Annotated in this window: 20 protein-coding genes and 2 tRNA genes; 5 read left to right on the top strand and 17 right to left on the bottom strand. The window is 64.7% G+C overall.

The window, feature by feature from the left end:
* Window positions 1-31: 31 nt before the first annotated feature.
* The gene (purT, locus tag ACI48D_RS01800; RefSeq protein WP_435569496.1) at window positions 32-1,267 is read left to right on the top strand and encodes a formate-dependent phosphoribosylglycinamide formyltransferase; all 1,236 of its coding nucleotides are present in this window, start codon (window positions 32-34) and stop codon (window positions 1,265-1,267) included.
* On the opposite strand, the gene ACI48D_RS01795 is transcribed toward purT, so the two are convergent.
* The 5 genes from ACI48D_RS01795 to ACI48D_RS01775 form a co-directional block, all read right to left on the bottom strand.
* Window positions 1,221-1,700, bottom strand: a complete 480-nt coding sequence (locus ACI48D_RS01795; protein ID WP_435569495.1) for an RES family NAD+ phosphorylase — start codon at window positions 1,698-1,700, stop codon at window positions 1,221-1,223. The two genes, purT and ACI48D_RS01795, sit on opposite strands and share 47 nt — an antisense overlap.
* Window positions 1,697-2,209: an antitoxin Xre/MbcA/ParS toxin-binding domain-containing protein gene (locus ACI48D_RS01790; protein ID WP_435569494.1), complete on the bottom strand. Its 513-nt coding sequence runs from the start codon at window positions 2,207-2,209 to the stop codon at window positions 1,697-1,699. The genes ACI48D_RS01795 and ACI48D_RS01790 overlap by 4 nt, the downstream gene beginning before the upstream one ends.
* 114 nt (window positions 2,210-2,323) lie before the next feature.
* Window positions 2,324-2,399, bottom strand: a tRNA-Asn gene (locus tag ACI48D_RS01785).
* Window positions 2,400-2,484: 85 nt separating this feature from the next.
* A tRNA-Asn gene (locus tag ACI48D_RS01780) sits at window positions 2,485-2,560 on the bottom strand.
* Window positions 2,561-2,614: 54 nt separating this feature from the next.
* Window positions 2,615-3,826 carry an aromatic amino acid transaminase gene (locus tag ACI48D_RS01775; protein ID WP_435569493.1) on the bottom strand — a complete coding sequence of 404 codons (1,212 nt, stop codon included), beginning with the start codon at window positions 3,824-3,826 and terminating at the stop codon, window positions 2,615-2,617.
* A gap of 107 nt (window positions 3,827-3,933) precedes the next feature.
* Between ACI48D_RS01775 and uvrB the strand changes: the two genes are divergently transcribed.
* Together uvrB and ACI48D_RS01765 are read left to right on the top strand one after the other, a co-directional pair.
* The gene (uvrB, locus tag ACI48D_RS01770) at window positions 3,934-6,018 is read left to right on the top strand and encodes an excinuclease ABC subunit UvrB (RefSeq protein WP_435569492.1); all 2,085 of its coding nucleotides are present in this window, start codon (window positions 3,934-3,936) and stop codon (window positions 6,016-6,018) included.
* A gap of 184 nt (window positions 6,019-6,202) precedes the next feature.
* Window positions 6,203-6,709, top strand: a complete 507-nt coding sequence (locus ACI48D_RS01765; RefSeq protein WP_435569491.1) for a hypothetical protein — start codon at window positions 6,203-6,205, stop codon at window positions 6,707-6,709.
* A gap of 18 nt (window positions 6,710-6,727) precedes the next feature.
* Here ACI48D_RS01765 and ACI48D_RS01760 read toward each other — a convergent pair whose 3' ends face one another.
* The 3 genes from ACI48D_RS01760 to ACI48D_RS01750 are packed head-to-tail and all read right to left on the bottom strand — an operon-like array spanning window position 6,728 to window position 8,755.
* Window positions 6,728-7,174, bottom strand: coding sequence for an FKBP-type peptidyl-prolyl cis-trans isomerase (locus ACI48D_RS01760; protein ID WP_435569490.1), 447 nt, complete (start codon window positions 7,172-7,174; stop codon window positions 6,728-6,730).
* 22 nt (window positions 7,175-7,196) lie between these two features.
* On the bottom strand, window positions 7,197-7,793 hold the full coding sequence (locus ACI48D_RS01755) for a MarC family protein (protein ID WP_435569489.1): 597 nt from the start codon (window positions 7,791-7,793) through the stop codon (window positions 7,197-7,199).
* Window positions 7,794-7,846: 53 nt separating this feature from the next.
* On the bottom strand, window positions 7,847-8,755 hold the full coding sequence (locus ACI48D_RS01750) for a LysR family transcriptional regulator (RefSeq protein ID WP_435569488.1): 909 nt from the start codon (window positions 8,753-8,755) through the stop codon (window positions 7,847-7,849).
* Between the two features lie 130 nt (window positions 8,756-8,885).
* Between ACI48D_RS01750 and lhgO the strand changes: the two genes are divergently transcribed.
* Together lhgO and ACI48D_RS01740 are read left to right on the top strand one after the other, a co-directional pair.
* Complete coding sequence (gene lhgO, locus ACI48D_RS01745; protein ID WP_435569487.1) at window positions 8,886-10,094, top strand: L-2-hydroxyglutarate oxidase; 1,209 nt, start codon at window positions 8,886-8,888, stop codon at window positions 10,092-10,094.
* Window positions 10,095-10,177: 83 nt separating this feature from the next.
* The gene (locus ACI48D_RS01740) at window positions 10,178-11,491 is read left to right on the top strand and encodes an MFS transporter (RefSeq protein ID WP_435569486.1); all 1,314 of its coding nucleotides are present in this window, start codon (window positions 10,178-10,180) and stop codon (window positions 11,489-11,491) included.
* A 94-nt stretch (window positions 11,492-11,585) separates the two neighbouring features.
* Here ACI48D_RS01740 and ACI48D_RS01735 read toward each other — a convergent pair whose 3' ends face one another.
* From ACI48D_RS01735 to bamB, 9 genes are all read right to left on the bottom strand, one after another.
* A complete protein-coding gene (locus tag ACI48D_RS01735) occupies window positions 11,586-12,128 on the bottom strand; it encodes a phosphoribosyltransferase (RefSeq protein ID WP_435569485.1) in 543 nt (180 codons plus the stop codon).
* 22 nt (window positions 12,129-12,150) lie between these two features.
* Complete coding sequence (locus tag ACI48D_RS01730) at window positions 12,151-13,461, bottom strand: adenylosuccinate synthase (protein WP_435569484.1); 1,311 nt, start codon at window positions 13,459-13,461, stop codon at window positions 12,151-12,153.
* A 3-nt stretch (window positions 13,462-13,464) separates the two neighbouring features.
* A complete protein-coding gene (locus tag ACI48D_RS01725) occupies window positions 13,465-14,619 on the bottom strand; it encodes an ATP phosphoribosyltransferase regulatory subunit (RefSeq protein ID WP_435569483.1) in 1,155 nt (384 codons plus the stop codon).
* A 129-nt stretch (window positions 14,620-14,748) separates the two neighbouring features.
* Window positions 14,749-15,639 (bottom strand): protease modulator HflC, encoded by an 891-nt coding sequence (gene hflC, locus ACI48D_RS01720; protein ID WP_435569482.1) that lies wholly within the window; start codon window positions 15,637-15,639, stop codon window positions 14,749-14,751.
* Window positions 15,639-16,946 carry an FtsH protease activity modulator HflK gene (gene hflK, locus ACI48D_RS01715; RefSeq protein WP_435569481.1) on the bottom strand — a complete coding sequence of 436 codons (1,308 nt, stop codon included), beginning with the start codon at window positions 16,944-16,946 and terminating at the stop codon, window positions 15,639-15,641. Before hflK ends, hflC begins: the two co-directional genes overlap by 1 nt.
* A gap of 45 nt (window positions 16,947-16,991) precedes the next feature.
* Complete coding sequence (gene hflX / locus ACI48D_RS01710) at window positions 16,992-18,173, bottom strand: GTPase HflX (RefSeq protein ID WP_435569630.1); 1,182 nt, start codon at window positions 18,171-18,173, stop codon at window positions 16,992-16,994.
* A gap of 29 nt (window positions 18,174-18,202) precedes the next feature.
* A complete protein-coding gene (hfq, locus tag ACI48D_RS01705) occupies window positions 18,203-18,439 on the bottom strand; it encodes an RNA chaperone Hfq (protein WP_258809657.1) in 237 nt (78 codons plus the stop codon).
* Window positions 18,440-18,591: 152 nt separating this feature from the next.
* Window positions 18,592-19,935 (bottom strand): ribosome biogenesis GTPase Der, encoded by a 1,344-nt coding sequence (gene der, locus ACI48D_RS01700; protein ID WP_435569480.1) that lies wholly within the window; start codon window positions 19,933-19,935, stop codon window positions 18,592-18,594.
* A 9-nt stretch (window positions 19,936-19,944) separates the two neighbouring features.
* Window positions 19,945-21,099: an outer membrane protein assembly factor BamB gene (gene bamB, locus ACI48D_RS01695; protein WP_435569479.1), complete on the bottom strand. Its 1,155-nt coding sequence runs from the start codon at window positions 21,097-21,099 to the stop codon at window positions 19,945-19,947.
* Window positions 21,100-21,111 lie beyond the last annotated feature (12 nt).

Below are 21,111 nucleotides of genomic sequence, written 5' to 3'. Positions count from 1 at the left end.
AAAGCTCTCCAGCACGTCCACCAGACCTTTCATGACCAACGCACCCATCCTCGGCACGCCCCTCTCCCCTTCTTCTACCCGCGTCATGCTGCTCGGCTCCGGCGAGCTCGGCAAGGAAGTGATCATTTCCCTGCAACGCCTCGGCATCGAGGTGATCGCCGTCGACCGCTACGCGAATGCGCCCGGCCACCAAGTCGCCCACCGCGCCCACGTGATCGACATGACGGACGGCGAGGCGCTGGCCGCGCTGATCGCGCAGGAGCGGCCCGACCTGGTCGTGCCCGAGATCGAGGCGATCGCCACCGACAAGCTGGCCGAACTGGAAGCCGCGGGCACGATCACCTGCATCCCGACCGCGCGCGCGGCCCAGCTGACCATGAACCGCGAAGGCATCCGCCGCCTGGCGGCCGAAGAGCTGGGCCTGGCGACCTCGCCCTACCGCTTCGCCAGCAGCCTCGACGAGCTGAAGGCGGCCTGCGCCGAGATCGGCTTTCCGAACGTGGTGAAGCCGGTGATGTCGTCCTCGGGCAAGGGCCAGTCCAAGCTCGACAGCGCGGACGATGTCGAGAACGCCTGGAACTACGCGGCCGCCGGCGGGCGCGTGGATGCCGGCCGCGTGATCGTCGAAGGCTTCATCGATTTCGATTACGAGATCACGCTGCTGACCGTGCGTGCCTCGAATGGCAACGGTGACATTAGCACCCAGTTCTGCGAGCCGATCGGCCACAAGCAAGTGCACGGCGACTACGTCGAATCCTGGCAGCCGCAGCCGATGAGCCCGCGGGCGCTGGAGAGCGCGCGCGAGATCGCGAGCAAGGTCACCGCCAGCCTGGGCGGGCGCGGCGTGTTCGGCGTCGAGCTGTTCGTGAAGGGCGACATGGTGTGGTTCTCGGAAGTCAGCCCGCGCCCGCACGATACCGGCATGGTGACCATGGCGACCCAGGTGCAGAGCGAATTCGAGCTGCACGCGAAGGCCATCCTCGGCCTGCCGGTGAATCCGGACCTGCGTTCGCCGGGGGCCTCGGCCGTCATCTACGGCCAGCTGGAGGAAGCCGGGATCGCCTTCGAGGGCGTGGCCGAGGCGCTGCGCGTGCCGGGCTCGGACATCCGCCTGTTCGGCAAGCCGGAATCCTTCGGCCGCCGCCGCATGGGCGTGGCGCTGGCGACCGCGCCGGATATCGACACGGCACGCAAGCGGGCGCTGGAGGCGGCCGGCAAGGTCAAGCCGGTGAGCGCATCAGCCGTGGGTCGTAAGTCCACTTCCTGAGCTTGCGGGCCGCGATCTGGCGGGCGTCGGGGTGCAGCGGATTGATCAAGACGTTGTATTCCTCGCCGACGATCGCGGACGGGACGATCAACACCGCGCTGCGGCCGGACTTGAGCCAGCGCTCGCCTTCGTCGAGGCTGACCTTGCCGGTCGGGATCGCATCCCAGCCGACCGGCGGCGGCGCCAGCGAGCTCGCGCGCTGCCATACCGCATCGGGAATCGTGAGTTCCACCAGATAGCGGTTCAGCGGCAGCCCGCCCGCTTTCAGATGAACGAAGGTTTCGAGCACGGCCAGCGAGATATTGCTGGCGCAGTAGAGCATGGCGCTGCCGGGCCGGTTCCAGCGCCCGCCGGACAGCTTGGCGCCCGCCCCCGTCAGGTCGTCCGCGGTGTAGCCGGGCGCATAGGTCGCGATGCGCCAGACGGCCGTCAAGCGTAGGCTCCGGTCTGCATCGTCGCGAGCAGCTTGGAGATCATCTCCTGACCTTCGATGGTGTCCATGTACTCGGAGGGAGAGGCGCCGCCAAGCGCCGGGATCGGTTCTTCCATCCAGTGCGTCAGCCAGCGGGCGGCGTCGAAATCCTTCATCAGTTCAGGATCGCCGGATTCGTCGAGCATCGTTTCGACCTGGCCGATCAGTTTTGCCATGCCGACCACTTTTTCGCTGTCTTCGCGCGACAGGGCTTCGTTGCGGCTGGCCTTGCGGTTGACGGTGGCCGTGGCGATGTCCAGCATACTGAAGACTTTTTCCTGCTGCACATCGAGGCCGCTGACGAAGGTCTTGAAGTCGGCCGCGCTCACGCCGTTGCGGATCAGGTCGATCCGGTCGACCGGGGTGGTTTGATACAACTCACGGAAATCCAGCCATCGAATCTTGTCACCCGCGTCGGGGACATCGGCAAGCTTGGACATCTCTGGGATTCGCTTCGCTATCGCCGTCATGGATTTGCTCCTTTGAGCAGAAATCTTAGATCAAATGAGCAGTCTGCACAAGCGGCGGCGCATATGGAAAAAGGCCGCAGCTTGCGCATGCTGCCTTTTCTTGCTTCCATGTTCTGGCTCCCCGACCTGGACTCGAACCAGGGACCTGCGGATTAACAGTCCGTCGCTCTACCGACTGAGCTATCAGGGAATTGATGTTGCTATTATAGCTTGCCCATCGCGACTTGCACAGAGTAACTTCCCAACCGTGCACGCCTCGCTGAGGCTTTGAAATCTGGCTCCCCGACCTGGACTCGAACCAGGGACCTGCGGATTAACAGTCCGTCGCTCTACCGACTGAGCTATCAGGGATTAGTCTTCATGCTCTTCCGACTCGGCTCGCGCCGAATCGGAAGAGCCAAGAGTTTAGAGAACTTTTGCGATGGCGTCAACGACGCGATCGATGTTCTTCGAATTCATTGCGGCAACACAGATGCGGCCGGTGTCGACGGCGTAGATCGATTCCTCGCGCAGCTTGCCGACCTGCTCCTTGGTCAGGCCCGAGTACGAGAACATGCCGACCTGCTTGCGCACGAAGTCGAAGTCGGTGCCCGGCACCTTCTCGCCCAGCTTTTTCACGAGCTCTTCGCGCATTTCCTTGATGCGCACGCGCATGGCGGCCAGTTCGTCTTCCCACAGCTGGCGCAGTTCTGGCGTGGAGAGCACGCTTGCCACGACCTTGCCGCTATGGGTCGGCGGGCTCGAGTAGTTGGTGCGCACCACGCGCTTCAGCTGCGACATGATGCGTGCCGCCTCTTCCGCGGACGAGCCCACCACCGACAGCGCGCCGACGCGCTCGCCGTACAGCGAGAACGACTTCGAGAACGAGTTCGAGACCAGCAGCGGGCCGCCGGCGTCGACGAAGCGGCGCACCACGGCGCCATCTTCGGCGATGCCCGAGCCGAAGCCCTGGTAAGCCATGTCCAGGAACGGGATCAGGCCGTTTTCACGCACGGTCTGGATTACCTGGCCCCACTGGTCGGCCGTGAGGTCGGCGCCGGTCGGGTTATGGCAGCAGGCGTGCAGCAGGACGATCGCGCCTTCCGGCATGTTGCGCAGGTCGGCCAGCATGCCCTCGAAGTTGACGCCGTGGGTGGCCGGATCGTAGTAGGTGTAGTTGTTGACCTCGAAGCCGGCGCTCTCGAACAGCGCGCGGTGGTTTTCCCAGCTCGGGTCGCTGATGTAGACGCTCGAACCCGGCGCGAAACGCTTCAGGAAATCGGCGCCGATCTTCAGCGCGCCGGTGCCGCCCAGGGCCTGCACGGTGACCGCGCGCTTCTCTTGAATTACGGCGCTGCCGGCCCCAAATACGAGTTCCTGCACAGCCTTGTCATACGCACCCAGGCCTTCGATCGGCAGATAGGTGCGCGGCGCGGGTTGTTCCATCAACATCGCTTCCGCCTTGCGCACGCATTCCAGCAAGGGTACCTTTCCGTTGTCATCGTAGTAGACACCGACGCCCAAATTGATTTTGGCCGGATTGGTATCTGCATTGAAAGCTTCGGTAATGCCCAGGATGGGGTCGCGCGGGGCCATGGCGATGGCGCCGAAGATGCTGGCAGGAGCTGTGGAATTCATCGTGATAGACTCAGGTTTGTCGGCTGGGTTCGCAGCGGTTGTATAGACAGCGGCATAAATGTTGCAGTGCCGCAGGCGGATTCCCATTCTAGCAAAGGTCTGATCTCATGGCAGAACTATCGGTCGCAAATACTCCCGCGCCCACCGTCATTACATTCCCGAATTCCCCGTTCAAGCTGCACCAGCCCTTCCCGCCCGCCGGCGACCAGCCGACTGCGATCGAAGGATTGGTCGATGGCATCGACGACGGCCTGATGTACCAGACGCTGCTCGGCGTGACTGGTTCCGGCAAGACCTATACGATGGCCAACGTGATCGCCCGTGCGGGCCGTCCGGCGATCGTGTTCGCGCCGAACAAGACCCTGGCAGCCCAGCTGTACGCCGAGTTTCGTGAGTTTTTCCCGCAGAACGCGGTCGAGTACTTCGTCTCGTACTACGATTACTACCAGCCGGAAGCCTACGTGCCGCAGCGCGACCTGTTCATCGAAAAGGACTCGTCGATCAACGAGCACATCGAGCAGATGCGCCTGTCGTGCACCAAGTCGCTGATGGAGCGGCGCGACGTCATCATCGTCGCCACCGTGTCGGCCATCTACGGTATCGGTAATCCGGACGAGTACCACAAGATGGTGCTGACGCTGCGCGCCAAGGACAAGGTCGCGCAGCGCGACGTGATCGCACGCCTGATCCAGATGCAGTACACGCGCAACGAGATGGACTTCGCGCGCGGCACCTTCCGCGTGCGCGGCGACACCATCGACATCTTCCCGGCCGAGCACGCCGAGCTCGCGATCCGCGTCGAGATGTTCGACGACGAGATCGAATCGCTGCAGTTATTTGATCCGCTCACCGGCAAGGTACGTCAGAAGATCCCGCGCTTTACCGTGTATCCGGGTTCGCACTACGTGACCGGGCGCAGCACCGTGCTGCGCGCCGTCGACTCGATCAAGGCCGAGCTGCGCGACCGCCTCGAATATTTCCGCGAACAGGGCAAGCTGCTGGAAGAGCAACGCCTGGAGCAGCGCACCCGCTTCGACCTCGAGATGCTGGCCGAAGTCGGCTTCACGAAAGGCATCGAGAACTACTCGCGCCACCTGTCCGGTGCGATGCCGGGCGAGCCGCCGCCGACGCTGATCGACTACCTGCCGAAGGACGCGCTGATGTTCATGGACGAGTCGCACGTGATGGTCGGCCAGCTCAACGCGATGTACAACGGCGACCGCTCGCGCAAGACGAACCTGGTCGACTACGGCTTCCGCCTGCCGTCGGCGCTGGACAACCGGCCGCTGAAGTTCCAGGAATTCGAAAGCAAGATGCGCCAGTGCATTTTCGTCTCGGCCACGCCGGCCGACTACGAAAAGGAAAAGGCCGACAACGTGGTCGAGCAGGTGGTGCGCCCGACCGGCCTGGTCGACCCGCAGGTCATCGTCAAGCCGGCGCGCACCCAGGTCGACGACCTGATGGGCGAAATCACCGACCGTATCGCCAAGGACGAGCGCGTGCTGGTGACCACGCTGACCAAGCGCATGGCCGAGCAGCTGACCGAATACCTGAGCGACCACGGCATCAAGGTGCGCTACCTGCACAGCGACATCGACACCGTCGAGCGCGTCGAGATCCTGCGCGACCTGCGCCTGGGCACCTTCGACGTCGTGGTCGGCATCAACCTGCTGCGCGAGGGCCTGGACTTGCCGGAAGTCTCACTGGTGGCCGTGCTGGACGCCGACAAGGAAGGCTTCCTGCGTTCCGAGCGTTCGCTGATCCAGACCATCGGCCGCGCGGCGCGTAACCTGAACGGCGTGGCAATCCTGTACGCCGACCAGATGACCGATTCGATGAAGCGCGCGATCGACGAAACCGAACGCCGCCGCGCCAAGCAGATCGCCTTCAACGAAGCCAACGGCATCACTCCGAAGGGTGTGAACAAGAAGATCAAGGACATGATCGACGGCGTCTACAGCGCCGCCGCGGCCAAGACCATGGAACAGGCGGAAGAAACCGCGAAGATCGAAGGGATGAGCGAGAAGCAGATTTCGAAAGAGATCAAGCGCCTGGAGAAGCTCATGGTCGACCACGCCAAGAACCTCGAGTTCGAGAAGGCGGCGCAGGTGCGCGACCAGCTGCATGTGCTGAAGCAGCAGGCGTTCGGGGCGCCCGGGGCGGATAATGTGGTGTCGATGCTGGGCAAGTAACTGGAACGTCGCTCCCGCGAAGGCGGGAGCCCAAGTTCATTTGTGACGTCTAATTACGAATAGAAAAGCAGCCTCCGGGCTGCTTTTTTTATCGCTGCGACATTCGGTTACATTGCCGTCCGCACACAGCGAACACCGCATGCTAATGTCGAAGCAACATCATCGTAAAAGAAAAGGACCCGCCATGAAAGGTCGCCTCATCGCCGCCGCGGCGCTTACCCTCCTCAACCTGGCTTCCATCCCGGCCTTCGCCGCCGCCCCGGACATCAACTACCTGCAGAACGAACTCGACGGCCGCGGGCGCTGCCTCGGCACGGCCGGTCCCGGCGTCGCCATGCTGGCGTGCGACAAGTCGCCGACCCAGCAATGGTTCGTCACCCGCGGCGACCTGCCCGGCTTCGACAAATTCCATACGGTAGCGGACGGCGAGAGCGTCTGCCTGGCGGTGCATCCGGAGGACCGCAAGAACGTGCTGGCGATGGAGCCCTGCGGCCGGGCCGACAAGCAGGAGTGGCGCATCGATTTCCTGAGCGAACGCCTGAGCGACGTGCCGCGCCTGATGCGCCTGACCAACCGCGAGACCGGGGCCACGCGCTGCCTCGAAGCGGTCCAGACCGGGCTGAAGATGACGCCGTGCGGGCGCCGCCAGAACGGCCACCGCTGGCACAGCAACTACGAGCCGACGCTGTAGCGCCGGCCCGCTGCCGGTTTACTTCACATCGAGCAGCTCGACGTCGAAGATCAGGTTGCTGTTCGGCGGAATCGGGCCGGCGCCCTGCTCGCCGTAGCCCAGCGCTGCGGGAATGATCAGGGTGCGCTTGCCGCCCACTTTCATGCCCTGCACGCCCTGGTCCCAGCCGGGGATCACCTGGCCGCCACCCAGCTTGAAGCTGAACGGTTCGCGCCCGATCGAGGAGTCGAACTGGGCGCCATGCTGCTGCGGCGCGTCCGGCGCATACAGCCAGCCCGTGTAGTTGACGACGACGGTGGCGCCCGCCACCGCTTCCTTGCCGCTACCCTGCACGGTATCGACCTTCTGCAGGGCGATCGCGGGCGCGGCGGCCGGCTGCGGGGTCTTGGCGCGTTTGCAGCCGCTGAGGGCCAGGCTCGATGCGAGGGCCAGGCCGAGGATGGAGGCCGTGAGCAGTCGTTTCATGATGGTGTCTTTCGTGATTGGATTAAAGGGTCTTGACGAAGGAGCGCACGCCGCCGAGCAGCATCTCGATCGACATCGCGGTCAGGATCAGGCCCATCAGGCGCTCGAAGGCCGTCATGACCTGGGCGCCGAGGGCCTTCTGCAGCCGCTCGGCCGCCAGGAACACGGCCAGCCAGACCAGGCCGACGGCGGCCAGCGCGGCCACGTGGATCATCACGTCTTCCAGGTTGTTCGAGGTGAACAGCAGCACGGTCGCCAGCGCCGACGGCCCCGCCAGCGCGGGAATCGCCAGTGGCACGATGAAGGGCTCGCCGCCTTCGCTGCGGCCGAGCACGCCGTCCGGATGCGGGAAGATCATGCGGATCGCGATGATCAGGAGGATCACGCTGCCGCCAATGCGCAGCGAGATGTCGGTCAGCTGCAGCGCCGCCAGGAAGTGGCGGCCGAAGAACATGAAGACCAGCAGCAGCAGGAACGCGATCGCGCACTCGCGCAGCACGATACGCGGCCGGCGGAGCGGGTCGACGTCTTTCAGGGCGGTGACGAACAGCGGCACGTTGCCGAAGGGGTCGGTGACGAGCAGGAGCAGGATGAAGGTCTGGAAGAAGCTTTGGGTCATGGGTCGGTTGAGTTGTATATGGCAATCTTAACCGATCGGCATGGGCCTGGGGCTCAGACGAGCAGGGGCAAGCGCGCATCCGCGTAGAAGTCGGCCACGCTGGCTGCCTGGCCCAGCATCTGGCTGACGAGCGGGCGCGAATCGCCACGGCGCCACTGGAAGGAGTACGTGAGCGGGGTCAGCGCGTGCTCGTCCGCCAGGATGCACAAGAGCTTCTCGCGCACCAGTTTCCTGGCCCACCCCTCGGGCAGGATGCCGACGCCGACCGAAGCGATCAGCATGCCGGCGATGGCGCCCCAGTTGTTGCAGCCGATGCGCTCGACCGAGGCGATCCCGTGCGCCAGCAGCCAATCGTCGATCAGGCGCGTGGTCCCGGCCCCCGGCGGAAGCGCAATGATCGGCTGCCGGTCGCGCAGCATGCCGCGCAGGTCGGGGTAGCGCTCCGCCAGCGCCGGCGCCGCCATCCATACGAACTGTGCCTGCGTGATCGGCTGCGACAGGACGGTCTGCCGTGACGAGCGGCCGGCGACGATCGCAAAATCCAGTTCGCCGTTGTCGACCCGCGTTTCCAGCACCGCCCCGACGTCGACATAGGGTTCCAGCACCAGCTTCGGGTACTGGGCGCGTACCTGCGCAATGAAGCGCGGCAGCCAGGTCATTGCGCTCAGCTCCCCCACGCCGAACACGCAGCGCCCGACCAGGCCCGCGCCCGGTGCGAAGGCATTGCGGATGGCGGCCGCGCCATCGAGCAGCTCCAGCGCCCGCGGCAGCAGACCTTGTCCGGCCTCGGTCAGCACTGCGCGGTGCCCGCTGCGGTTGAACAGCGGCTGCCCCAGCGATTCTTCGAGTTCGGCGATCCGCTTCGACAGCGAGGACACCGACAGATGCAGGCGCTCCGCGGCAATGGCGAAATTGGCGCAGGTCGCGGCCCAATAGAAGGCTTCCAGTTGCTTGAGCGTCATGTGTCTTTCTTGTTTCCTTTATCGAAACAAGTTTATCTTAAATTTTTCGCTTTTATTTGATATTCCGATCATTAAGATGTGCCCTGTTACCCCGACTGGGGCGAGTAAAGGGGTGTGCATGAGCACGGAAATGAGCAGGAAACGCTATGCCGTCATCGGCGGCGGGATCAACGGACTGTCCGTTGCCCGGCAACTGTTGCTGGACAATCCGGACGCGGCGGTTACCGTATTTGAAAAGGAAGCCGCGGTTGCGCAGCACCAGTCGAGCCACAACTCGGGTGTCGTGCATGCCGGCCTGTATTACGAGCCGGGAGGCCTGAAGGCGCGCCTGTGCCGGCGCGGCGTGGAACTGGTCAAGGACTACTGTACTGAACACGCCATTCCCTACGACGAGTGCGGCAAGGTGGTGGTGGCGCTGGAGAAGGATGAATTGCCGCGCCTGGACGCCATCTACAAGAAATCGCTCGCCAATGGGGTCCCGGGCATCCGCCTGGTCGACCAGGACGAATTGCGCGAGATCGAGCCGAATTGCATCGGCATCCGCGCGCTGCATTCGCCGCATACCGCGATCGTCAGTTATGGGGAGATCGCCCGGCGCATCGCCCGCGAGATCGAAGAGAAAGGCGGGGCGGTCCGTCTGAACGCACCGGTGTCCCGGCTGATCGAACGCGGCAACCTGATCCATGTGGAACTCGAGGGCGGAGAAGTGCATCCCGAGCATTTCGACTATGCCGTCGCCTGCTCCGGCCTGCAGTCCGATCGTCTTGCGATGCGCTCCGGCGACGAGGCCACGCCCAGGATCGTGCCCTTCTTCGGCCAGTATTACGTCATCGACGAGGCGTTCAAATCGCACGTCAAGGGACTGATCTATCCCGTACCCGACCCGCGCTTCCCCTTCCTGGGCGTGCATTTCACCAAGCGCATCGACGGCCAGATGACCATCGGGCCGAACGCCTTCATTTCCATGGGCCGGGAGAACTACGATGGCAGCCGCTTCAGCCTGCGCGACGTCGCCGATTTCTTGACCTATCCCGGCTTCTGGAAATTTGCGTCGCGCAACGTGCCGGCCACGCTGCGCGAACTGAAGACGGTGCTGAGCGAGTCGGTATTCGTGCGCGAGGCGGCCAAGTACGTGCCCTCGCTGGCCGATGTGGGTGTCACCCCGGCGGTACGCGGCATCCGGGCGCAGGCCATGCAGAACGACGGCGCGCTGGTGGACGATTTCGTCATCCGCCGCCAGGGCAACATCACGCACATCCGCAACGCCCCGTCGCCGGGCGCGACATCCTCGATGGCGATTGCCGAATACATCGTGCGCGAGGTCCTTCCGCGCCAATAAGCGGGCAAACCCGGGCAGACCCGGGCGCCTGCCGAACCTGCGCTCGACAACCATTCAAAAACAAACCAAGATCAGGAGACTTCATGGATATCCGCAAACCCGATTGGGAAACACCGGAACAGATGGCCAGGCGGCTGAAGAAAGTGGCGGCCGCGACCATCGTCGGCTCCATGCTGGAGTGGTATGACTTTTACCTGTACGCGACGATGGCCTCGATCGTGTTCAGCAAGGTGTTCTTCGATTCCTCGGACCCGTCGAGCGCCTCGATGAAAGCGTTTTCCACCTTTGCCATCGGCTTCGTCGCACGTCCCATCGGCGGCATGTTGTTCGGCTATTTCGGCGACCGCTTCGGCCGCAAGAAGATGCTGTACGTGACTTTCTTGTTGATGGGGCTGTGCACCACCGCCATCGGCCTGATTCCTTCGTATGCCGTGATCGGCTTCTGGGCGCCGTTCCTGCTGGTCGCCATCCGTATCGTGCAGGGCCTGGGCGCCGGCGCGGAACTGGCCGGGGCCGCCGTCACGTCCTATGAACACGCGACGGAGCAGAAACGCGGCCGCCAGGGCGCCTGGCCGGCGCTCGGCCTGAACCTCGGCCTGCTGCTGTCCTCGATGACGGTGTACCTGCTGACGCTCGGCGGCGACAAGTTCCTGCTGGCCGGCGGCTGGCGCATTCCCTTCCTGTTCAGCGCGGTGCTGGTCATGGTCGGCCTGTGGGTCCGCAAGCAGCTGCCCGAGACGCCGGAATTCCATCAGGCGAAAGAGAGCCATGCCCCCAAGGCCCCATTCAAGGAATTGTTCAGCACGAACCTGAAGGGCCTGGGCGTGGTGTTCTTCGTGGCGATCGGCTACAACGCCCTCAGCTATATTTTCAAGACCTTCTCGCTGGCCTACCTCACCCAGTTCAAGGGAGTGTCCGCGAACGTCACCTCGCTGTCGGTCACGCTGGCGAGCCTGGTGGCGATCGTCGCCGTGCCCACGTTCGGATGGCTGTGCGACAAATACAGCAGCAAGAATCTGCTGATCGTCGGCGGCATCCTGTCGGCATTGTTCGCTTACCCGTTCATGGCACTGCTGGACAGCGGCCAGCATTCGCTGATCTACCTGGCCCTCATCCTCGGCACCGGCGTGCTGGCGCCGATGATGTTCGCGCCGCAGGGTTCCTACCTGAGCCGGCAGTTTTCGGTGCAGAGCCGCTCCACCGGGGTCGGCACCGCGCGCGAGATCGGGACCGCGATCGCCGGCGGCCTGGCCCCGCTGTGGGCCCTGTCGATGGTGGCACAGTCGGCGACGCATTCCACGGGCGGTGTCGTGCTGATCCTTGCCGGCTCCGGCCTGATCCTCGCCCTGGCGTCGATGTGCGACCAGGGATATCGGTTCAGCCGGCACAAGAACTGAGGCGAAAAAAAATCGGGGCAAGCCCCGATTTTTACTTGGGTCCCCGCCTGCGCGGGAGTCGTTTCCGACAGTGTCGGGAACGACGACTGACAAATCAGTTTTGCTCGAACTTCTTCAGCCAGGCCGACAGCTGGTGCGGGCGCAGGCCGTCGTAATCCTCGAACGGCTGGTGGATCCACGGGTTGTGCGGCAGGTCTTCCAGGTGGTAGTCCGGCTTGAAGCTTGAGGTGCCCTTGACCCAGATGACGGCCGAGCGCACTTCGGTGACGTCGGCGTAGTTCTCCTTCAGGTGCTCGCGCACTTTCATCAGGGTCACGCCGGAGTCGGCTAGGTCGTCGACCAGCAGGATGCGGCCGGCCAGCGGGCCCTTGGTCATCGTCATGTACTTGGCGATGTCCAGGTTGCCCTGCTTGGTGCCGGCTTCTTCGCGGTAGGAGCTGGTCGACAGGATCGCCAGCGGCACGTCGAAGATGCGCGAGATCACGTCGCCCGGGCGCACGCCGCCGCGCGCCAGGCACAGCACCATGTCGAACTTCCAGTTCGATTCGTAGACTTGCAGCGCGAGGCGCTCGACCAGGCGGTTGTACTCGTCCCAGGAGACCCACAGGTCCTTGTCGGTCGATGCAGGGGTATTCATAGTTCGGACTTCCTTGTTTTTCTTATGCGGCAAACGGGTGACGCAGCACGATGGTTTCTACGCGGTCCGGACCGGTCGACACCATGTCGATCGGGACACCGACCAGTTCTTCGATGCGCTTGATGTAAGCGCGGGCATTGGCCGGCAGTTCGTCCATGGACTTGGCGCCGACGGTGCTTTCCTTCCAGCCCGGCATTTCTTCGTAGACCGGCACGCAGGCAGCCGCCTCTTCCGCGCCGACCGGGAAGATGTCGACGTCACGGCCGTCGATCTTGTAGCCGGTGCACAGCTTCAGGGACTCGATGCCGTCCAGCACGTCCAGCTTGGTCAGGCACATGCCGGTCACGCCGTTGATCTGGACCGAGCGGCGCAGCAGCGCGGCGTCGAACCAGCCGCAGCGGCGCGCACGGCCGGTCACGGTGCCGAACTCGTGGCCCACGCGCGACAGGTGCTCACCGACGCCGGCGTCGGTCGGCAGTTCGGACGGGAACGGGCCCGAACCCACGCGGGTCGTGTAGGCCTTGGTGATGCCCATGATGTAGTGCAGCATGCCCGGGCCGACGCCCGAACCGGCGGCGGCGTTGCCGGCCACGCAGTTCGACGAGGTCACGAACGGATAGGTGCCGTGGTCGACGTCCAGCAGCGAGCCCTGCGCGCCTTCGAACAGCAGGCTGCCGCCGGCTTTATGCGCCGCGTACAGGCTTGACGAAACGTCGCCGACCATCGGGCGCAGGCGCGGGACCAGCGCCATCGCGTCGTCGAAGGTCTTCTGGAAGTCGATTGCCTGGGCTTTCAGGTAACCGGTCAGCACGAAGTTGTGGTAGTCCAGGTTCTCACGCAGCTTTTCGGCGAAGCGGGTCTCGTTGAGCATGTCGGCGATGCGGATCGCGCGGCGTGCCACCTTGTCTTCGTAGGCCGGGCCGATGCCCTTGCCGGTGGTGCCGATCTTGTTGACGCCGCGCGCAGCCTCGCGGGCCACGTCGATGGCGACGTGGTACGGCAGGATGACCGGGCAGGCTTCCGAGATCTTCAGGCGCGACGCGACTTCGATGCCGGCGGCTTGCAGCTTGTCGATCTCGCGCATCACGTCCGGCACCGACACCACGACGCCGTTGCCGATGTAGCAGGCCACGCCTTCGCGCATGATGCCCGACGGGATCAGCTGGAGGGCGGTCTTCTGGCCATTGATCACCAGCGTGTGGCCGGCGTTGTGGCCGCCCTGGAAACGCACCACGCCGGCGGCATGGTCGGTCAGCCAGTCGACGATCTTACCCTTGCCTTCATCGCCCCACTGGGTGCCGATGACAACGACGTTCTTAGCAGTATTTGACATCACTTAACCTAAGTTTTTGAGAATCCAATTTCCTTGTTCGAGGACGAGCACGCGGTCGCACTCGAACTCGTCCTGTACATTCTCGTGACCCGGCATGGACTGGATCACGACTTCGCCTGCCTTGCGCAGGTCAGCGATTTTTTCGCGCAGCTCCGGCGCGTTGCCCCACGGGGCACGGATGGAGTGCTTGCGGCTGGCGGTCGGCAGCAGCCGCGCCAGTTCGCGCAGGTCGAGCGAGAAGCCGGTGGCCGGACGCGCGCGTCCGAAGGCTTCGCCGACGTGGTCGTAGCGGCCGCCGCGCGCCACCGCGTTCGGCAGGCCCGGCACGTAGAGCGCGAACATGGCGCCGCTCTCGTACTGGTAGCCGCGCAGGTCGGCCAGGTCGATCGCGACTTCGGCGCGTCCCATGACCGATCCGGCCAGCGCGGCCAGTTCCGCCAGCGCGCGCGCGATGCCCGGCAGCGCCGGCAGCGTTTCCCGGGCGCGGGCCAGCACGTCGACGTCGCCGTAGAGGTTCGGCAGCGCCAGCAGGGCGGCACGGGTCGCGGCGGCATAGTGTACGGAGGCCTCTTCCAGGCCCGGGATGTCCTTCGACTTCAGCAGGCCGTGCAGCAGCTGCTCGTCGCGTCTGGCGGCCGCGTCTTCGTCCAGGATCGCGCGCAGCACGCCGGCGTGCGACAGGTCCAGGCGCGGCTGTTCGAAGCCGGCCAGCGCCAGCGAGGCCAGCGCCAGTTCCTGGATCTCGGCGTCGGCTTCGAGGCCGGCGTGGCCGTAGATCTCGGCGCCGATCTGCAGCTGCTCGCGGGTGGCGTGCAGGCCGGACGGGCGGGTGTGCAGCACGGTGCCGGCGTAGCACAGGCGGGTAACGCTGTCGCGGTTCAGCAGGTGCGCGTCGATGCGGGCCACCTGGGTGGTCATGTCGGCGCGCAGGCCGAGCAGGCGGCCGCTCATCGAGTCGACCAGCTTGAAGGTCTTGGAGTCGGTATCCTGTCCTGCACCGGCAAGCAGCGATTCGACGTACTCGAGCATCGGCGGCATCACCAGCTCATATCCGTAGGTGCGGAAGGTGTCGAGCATGAGGCGGCGCAGTTCCTCGATCTTGCGGGCTTCGGACGGCAAGACGTCGGCGATATTCTCGGGCAATAGCCAGGTAGGCATGGGCAAAGCTTCGGGAGTTATTAAAGATTGGACAACAGGACGAAGACAATGCGCGCAGCTTTGCACGCGCACTCTGCGCCGAATCGACGATTTTAACCGAAAACCGGTCGGGATTGGCGCAGAAGTTGATTACTTGCCGGTTCCCGGACTCTTGAAATACTTGAAGAATTCCGAGTTCGAATCCAGCACCAGCACGTCGCTGCGGCTCTTGAAGGTGGCGCGGTAGGCTTCCAGCGAACGGTAGAAACGGTAGAACTCGGGGTTCTTGCCGAACGACTGGGCGTAGATCTGGGTCGCTTTCGCATCGCCCTCGCCCTTGATGGTCTCGGCGTCGCGGAAGCCTTCCGCCAGGATCACGCTGCGCTGGCGTTCGGCATCGGCGCGGATGCCGTCGGCTTCGGCGATGCCGCTCGAGCGGGTCTCGTTGGCCACGCGCAGGCGCTCCGCCTTCATGCGTTCGTACACCGCGTTGCTGACCTGGGCCGTGAAGTCGACGCGCTTGATGCGTACGTCGACGATCTCGACGCCCAGCTGGCGGGTGCCGGCGGCGACGCGCCCGCGCAGGGCGGCGGCCAGTTGCTCGCGCTGGCCGGACAGGACATCGCTCACCTTGCGCGCGCCGATCTCGGCGTTCAGCGCGACCTGCACCACCTGGGCCAGGCGCTCGGCGCCGCGATCGGCGCTGCGATCGGCACTGCTGCCGCCGATCGCCACCAGGTACTGCTGCGGATCATTGATGCGCCATTTAACGAAGGCATCGACCAGCAGGCCCTTCTTTTCGGCGGTCAGGAAGCGATCGCCATCGGCGGTATCGAGGGTCTGCAGGCGCTTGTCGAGGTAGACCACGTTCTGGAACGGCGACGGCAGCTTGAAGTGCAGGCCCGGCTCCTTGATCACTTCGCGCAGTTCGCCGAGGGCATAGACCGCGGCATAACGGTGCTGGTCGACCACGAACATGCTCGAGGCCACCAATGACAGGACGACGGCCGCCCCGAGCGCGATCGATATCAGGCGGCGCATCAGCGGGTCTCCCTTTCACGCGAGGAATCGCGGCTGCGCGGATCGACCTTGCGGACCGATTCGAGCGGCGGATGCGAATCCTGCACCGGCGCGGCCTGGACTTGCGGCTGGTTCTGCGGCTGGCTTTGCTGCGGCTGGCCGGACTGCGCGCCCGCCTGCGGGGCTTGCGGCGCCGGCACGACCGGGCCGGAACGGCTGCCCATCGCCGCCTCGTTGGCGACCGACTGGCTCAGCATGCGGTCGAGCGGCAGATAGATCTGGTTGGAGGTCTTGGCGTCGACCATGACCTTGCTGGTGCTGGAGAAGATTTGCTGCATGGTGTCCAGGTACATGCGGTCGCGGGTGACGCCCGGCGCTTTCGCGTACTCGGCCACGACCTGGTTGAAACGGGCGGCATTGCCTTCCGCGGTGTTCACGGCGCTTGCGCGGTAAGCCTCGGCGTCCTGGACCAGGCGCGCCGCCTTGCCTTTCGCCTGCGGGATGATGTCGTCCGCATAGGCTTGCGCTTCGCTGCGCGCGCGGGCCCGGTCTTCCTGGGCCTTGACGGTTTCCTCGAAGGCGCCGGCGACCTGCTCGGGGGCGGCCAGCGACTGCACGGTCACGCCGGTGACGGCGGCGCCCAGCTTGTAGCCGTCGACCATCCGCTGGATCATGCGCTGGGCTTCGGCGGCGAGCTTGTCGCGGCCTTCGGCCAGCAGCGCGTCCATGCCGGCGCGGCCGACCAGTTCGCGCACGGCGGTCTCGGCGGCGTCGCGCACGGTCTCGACCTGGCCGCGGTTATTGAAAACCCAGGCGACCGGATCGGTGACCTTGTACTGCACGGAAAACTGGACGTCGACGATGTTCTCGTCCTTGGTCAGCATCAGCGCTTCGTTCGGCTGCTTGTTGCGCACATTGGCGCGGTAGCCGATCTCGGCGGTCTGGACCTGGGCGACGTTGACCGTCTCGTGGGCCTGGAACGGCGCCGGCCAGCGCCAGTTGAACCCGGCGCCGGTCTTGTGCGACAGCTCGCCGAACGTGGTGACCAGGCCGACCTGCCCTTCCGGCACGATGAAGGCGCCGCTGGCGAGCCAGATCAGGAGGAGGATCGCGCCGACCACGGATGCGGTGACGCCGACGCCGCGCGCATCCGGACGGTAGCCGCCGCCATCGCCGCCGCGCTTGCCGAACAGGCGGTTCAGGCGCTGGTTGAAGTCGCGCCAGAGCTGGTCGAGGTCGGGCGGACCGTCGTTGCCGGAGCCCTTGCCCTGCTGGGCCTTGGGCTTGTCGCCGGGTTGATGGCTGTTGCCCCAGTTGGGGTCATTCAATGACAGGGTGATGCCGAGACGTCTGAAAAGTGAAACGAGCATAGGCTAGTGTGGTCCCACATGGGTGGAATTCGGAATATTCTCAGCCGTCCCGGCCTGCACGTCGTGCGCAAAGCCGGGATCTTCACCGTCCTGCTCGTAGGCATGCGTCGTACCGGGCTCGGTTCCAGCCGCCTCGACGATCGCGTCGCGCAGCAGGTCCAGGCCTGCGCCACTATGGGCGCTGATAAAAACGCGGCTGATTTTATCATATTCATCACGTTCCACCCCGGGCTCCAGCCCGGCCGCATCGATCTTGTTCCAGACCAGGATCTGCGGGATGTGGTCTGCGCCGATTTCGCGCAGCACCTCGTTGACCTGCTCGATCTGCTCCATGCGCACCGGCGACGAACCGTCGACCACGTGCAGCAGCAGGTCGGCATGGATGGTTTCTTCCAGCGTGGCGCGAAAGGCCGCCACCAGCTGGTGCGGCAGTTCGCGCACGAAACCAACCGTATCGGAGACCACCACGTTGCCGGTTTCCTGGCCAAGGTAAAGGCGGCGGCTGGTGGTGTCCAGGGTCGCGAACAGCTGGTTCGCGACGTACACCCCGGCCTTGGTCAGGGTGTTGAACAGGGTCGACTTGCCGGCGTTGGTATAGCCGACCAGCGACACCGAGAAAGTCTGGTTGCGGCCGCGCGAGCGGCGCTGGGTTTCATGCTGCTTGCGCAGCTTGGCCAGGCGGGCGCGCAGCATCTTGACGCGCTCGCCGATCAGGCGGCGGTCAGTCTCGAGCTGGGTTTCGCCGGGACCGCGCAGGCCGATACCGCCCTTCTGGCGTTCCAGGTGGGTCCAGCCGCGGATCAGGCGCGTGGCCAGGTGCTGCAGCTGGGCCAGCTCGACCTGCAGCTTGCCCTCGTGGCTCTGGGCGCGCTGGGCGAAGATGTCGAGGATCAGGCTGGTGCGGTCGACCACCCGCACATTCAGCTTCCGCTCCAGGTTACGCTGCTGGGCGGGCGACAAGGCGTGGTTGAAGATGACGATCTCGATCCGCTCGGCCAGGCAGGCCTGGCCGATTTCGTCGGCCTTGCCGCTGCCGACGAAATGTGCAGGATCGGGACTATTGCGTTTTGCGGTGATCGTGGTGATCGGATCCGCTCCGGCGGAACGCGCCAGCAGCGCCAGTTCTTCCAGGCTGGCTTTGAAATCGCCAATGCCGAAGTCGATACCGACCAATGCTGCGCGCATGGTGTTGCCGGAAACGTCAGCCATCGACCTCACTCGGCTTCTTGTTCGAGGTTGAGGTTGACGGCACGTGCCGGGACGACGGTGGAAATAGCATGCTTGTAGACCATCTGGGTGACGGTGTTACGGAGCAGAACCACGTATTGGTCGAACGATTCGATGTGCCCCTGGAGCTTGATCCCGTTGACCAGGTAGATGGAGACGGGGACGTGTTCCTTGCGCAAGGCGTTGAGGAATGGGTCTTGTAACAGTTGCCCTTTGTTGCTCATAACAGCTCCGTAATGTTGTTGTCGTATAAAAATTGAGGCGCTACGCCGGTTTTCAAGTGCTCGGGCCAACATTCTCAGCTTGTGAATGATGTCCCGCGGCTACTGTAACCTGTTTTGGCGTTTTTTGTCGTACTGCTACCGTTAGAGCAGCCTTAAGACTGGTCTTTTGCAAACGGGTTTTTACCGCTGCGCAGTTCGATCCGCAGCGGCGTGCCGATCAGGTCGAAGGTCTCGCGGAAATGCTTCTCCAGGTAGCGCTTGTACGGCTCCGTGATGCCATCCAGGGCATTGCCGTGGATGACGATGATGGGCGGGTTCTGGCCGCCCTGGTGGGCATAGCGCATCTTCGGACGGGTACTGCCCTTGCGCTTCGGTTCCTGCTTCTCGACCGCCTCCTGCAGCGCGCGCGTCAGGCGCGGGGTCGACAGCTTGGCGGTGGCGGCGGCATAGGCCGTGTCGATCGCCTTCATCAGGTGATTGATGCCGGTGCCCTTCAGCGCCGAGATGAACTTGGTCTCGGCGAAGGACAGGAAGTCGAGCTTGCGGTCGATGTCGTTCTTGACCTGGTCGCGCTGGTCGGAGGTCAGGCCGTCCCACTTGTTGACGGCGACCACCAGCGCACGCCCGGACTCCAGGATGAAGCCGGCAATGTGGGCATCCGACTCGGCAATGTCCGCCTGGGCATCCAGCATCAGGACGACCACGTTGGCCTCCGAGATCGACTGCAGGGTCTTCACGACCGAGAACTTCTCGACCGCTTCGAACACCTTGCCGCGGCGGCGGATGCCGGCGGTATCGATCAGGGTGTAGTGCTTGCCGCCCTTCTCGAACGGCACCTCGATCGAATCGCGGGTGGTGCCGGGCATGTCGAAGGCGATCACGCGCTGCTCGCCGACCAGGGTGTTGATCAGCGTGGACTTGCCGACGTTCGGGCGGCCGATCAGGGCGATCTTGACCCCGTAGTCGGCCGGATCGAATTCCGCCTCTTCCTGCGGACGCAGGGTCGCGGCCTGGTCGACCGCCTCGTTGACGAGGTCGAGCACGCCGTCGCCGTGGGCGGCCGAGATCACGTACGGGTCGCCCATGCCGAGCTCGTAGAACTCGGCGGTGACGCTGGTGTACTTCATGCCCTCGCTCTTGTTTACGACCAGCATGACCTTGCGGCCCGACTTGCGCAGGAAGTCGGTGATGGTCTTGTCGTGCGGAGTCAGGCCCTGGCGGCCGTCGACGATGAACATCACGACGTCGGCTTCGGCCACGGCCTGCTTCGTCTGCAGCGCCATCTCGTGCATGATGCCTTCCTTGGCGACCGGTTCGAAACCGCCGGTGTCGATCACCAGGAAGGGGCGTTCGCCCATGCGGCCCTCGCCGTAGTGACGGTCACGCGTCAGGCCGGGCAGGTCCGCCACCAGCGCGTCACGCGAGCGGGTCATGCGGTTGAATAGGGTGGACTTCCCGACGTTGGGACGTCCTACGAGTGCAATTACCGGCTTCATGTAAGTATCTTATTCCACCGCGATCGCTGTCACGGTTCCGTTTTGTGTTTGAAAAATCAGGTTCGAGCCCGCCACCAGCGGGGTCGAGCTGATCGCACTGCCGTCGGTGGCGGCACGGGCCAGGAAGGCCCCGTCCTCGCGCGACAGGAAGTGCACGTAGCCCTGGTAGTCGCCGACCGCGACCGCGCGGCCGTAGGAGACCGGGGTCGAGAGGCGGCGGAAGGCCAGCTTGTCGTTCTTCCAGGCGCTGGTGCCGGTGTCGCGATTGTAGGCGTAGACCGCGCCCTTGTCGTCGGCCACGAAGACGAAGCGCTGGTCGACCGCCACGCCGCCTTCCGACGAGATGTCGCGGGTCCAGCGCGGGCTGCCGTTCAGCAGGTCCCAGCAGCCGGCACGGCCCTGGTAGGACACGGCGCAGACCTCGTCCTCGAACACTGCCGGGTAGCCGCCGATGTCGGTCACGCGCTCCAGTTCGGTGGCACCGCGCGCGACGCCGACTTCGACCTCCCAGCGCGGCGCGCCGGTCGCCAGGATCAGCGACATCAGCTTGCCGCCCGGCTGGGCCACGATCACGTCCCTGTCGTGCACCACCATGCCCGGCGCCAGGCGCAGGGTCAGCGGCGGCGCGGCGCGCTGCACGGTCCATTTCTTCTGGCCGGTCGCGGCGTCGATGCCGACGATGCGGTTGTCGACGCTGCGCGCCACCACGACGCCCTGCCCCACCACCGGCGAGGACAAGATCTCGCTCGACAGCTGGGTCTTCCAGATCTGCTTGCCGTCCATGTCGAAGGCCAGCAGCTGGCCCTTCTCGGCGCCGACCACGATCAGGTTGCCGTCGGTGCCGACACCGGCGGTAAGAATCATGCCGGCCTTGACGCGCCACAGCTGGCGGCCGCTGGCGGCTTCCGCACGCACGAGGGTGCCGTCACCGCCGGCCACGACCACGGTATTGCCGGCCAGCGCGGGGGTGAACTGGTAGTTGCGGGACTTGCCGACTTCCAGCTTCCAGGCGGTGCGCACCGCCATCGACCCTTTCAGGTCGACCAGCGGCGCCGGCAGGTTGCCCTTCGGCTTGGATGCGAACGGGTTCAGCGAACTAATCGTCGAGCAGCCCGTCATCAGGGCGAGGACACCGACACCAACGAGCTTGCGGGTAATACGCATATTCTTCTTGCC

The sequence above is a fragment of the Massilia sp. LXY-6 genome, assembly GCF_051233485.1.
Lineage (GTDB): Bacteria > Pseudomonadota > Gammaproteobacteria > Burkholderiales > Burkholderiaceae_D > Telluria.
The sequence above is the reverse complement of the archived record's forward strand: the minus strand, read 5'-3'. Positions and strand labels throughout refer to the sequence as shown.

Coding starts and splice junctions, on each gene's coding strand:
- purT (WP_435569496.1), top strand. CDS start 32: ATGACCAACGCACCCATCCTCGGCACGCCCCTCTCCCCTTCTTCTACC.
- ACI48D_RS01790 (WP_435569494.1), bottom strand. CDS start 2,209: ATGACGGCGATAGCGAAGCGAATCCCAGAGATGTCCAAGCTTGCCGAT.
- ACI48D_RS01775 (WP_435569493.1), bottom strand. CDS start 3,826: ATGAATTCCACAGCTCCTGCCAGCATCTTCGGCGCCATCGCCATGGCC.
- uvrB (WP_435569492.1), top strand. CDS start 3,934: ATGGCAGAACTATCGGTCGCAAATACTCCCGCGCCCACCGTCATTACA.
- ACI48D_RS01765 (WP_435569491.1), top strand. CDS start 6,203: ATGAAAGGTCGCCTCATCGCCGCCGCGGCGCTTACCCTCCTCAACCTG.
- ACI48D_RS01760 (WP_435569490.1), bottom strand. CDS start 7,174: ATGAAACGACTGCTCACGGCCTCCATCCTCGGCCTGGCCCTCGCATCG.
- ACI48D_RS01755 (WP_435569489.1), bottom strand. CDS start 7,793: ATGACCCAAAGCTTCTTCCAGACCTTCATCCTGCTCCTGCTCGTCACC.
- ACI48D_RS01750 (WP_435569488.1), bottom strand. CDS start 8,755: ATGACGCTCAAGCAACTGGAAGCCTTCTATTGGGCCGCGACCTGCGCC.
- lhgO (WP_435569487.1), top strand. CDS start 8,886: ATGAGCAGGAAACGCTATGCCGTCATCGGCGGCGGGATCAACGGACTG.
- ACI48D_RS01740 (WP_435569486.1), top strand. CDS start 10,178: ATGGATATCCGCAAACCCGATTGGGAAACACCGGAACAGATGGCCAGG.
- ACI48D_RS01735 (WP_435569485.1), bottom strand. CDS start 12,128: ATGAATACCCCTGCATCGACCGACAAGGACCTGTGGGTCTCCTGGGAC.
- ACI48D_RS01730 (WP_435569484.1), bottom strand. CDS start 13,461: ATGTCAAATACTGCTAAGAACGTCGTTGTCATCGGCACCCAGTGGGGC.
- ACI48D_RS01725 (WP_435569483.1), bottom strand. CDS start 14,619: ATGCCTACCTGGCTATTGCCCGAGAATATCGCCGACGTCTTGCCGTCC.
- hflC (WP_435569482.1), bottom strand. CDS start 15,639: ATGCGCCGCCTGATATCGATCGCGCTCGGGGCGGCCGTCGTCCTGTCA.
- hflX (WP_435569630.1), bottom strand. CDS start 18,173: ATGCGCGCAGCATTGGTCGGTATCGACTTCGGCATTGGCGATTTCAAA.
- hfq (WP_258809657.1), bottom strand. CDS start 18,439: ATGAGCAACAAAGGGCAACTGTTACAAGACCCATTCCTCAACGCCTTG.
- der (WP_435569480.1), bottom strand. CDS start 19,935: ATGAAGCCGGTAATTGCACTCGTAGGACGTCCCAACGTCGGGAAGTCC.
- bamB (WP_435569479.1), bottom strand. CDS start 21,099: ATGCGTATTACCCGCAAGCTCGTTGGTGTCGGTGTCCTCGCCCTGATG.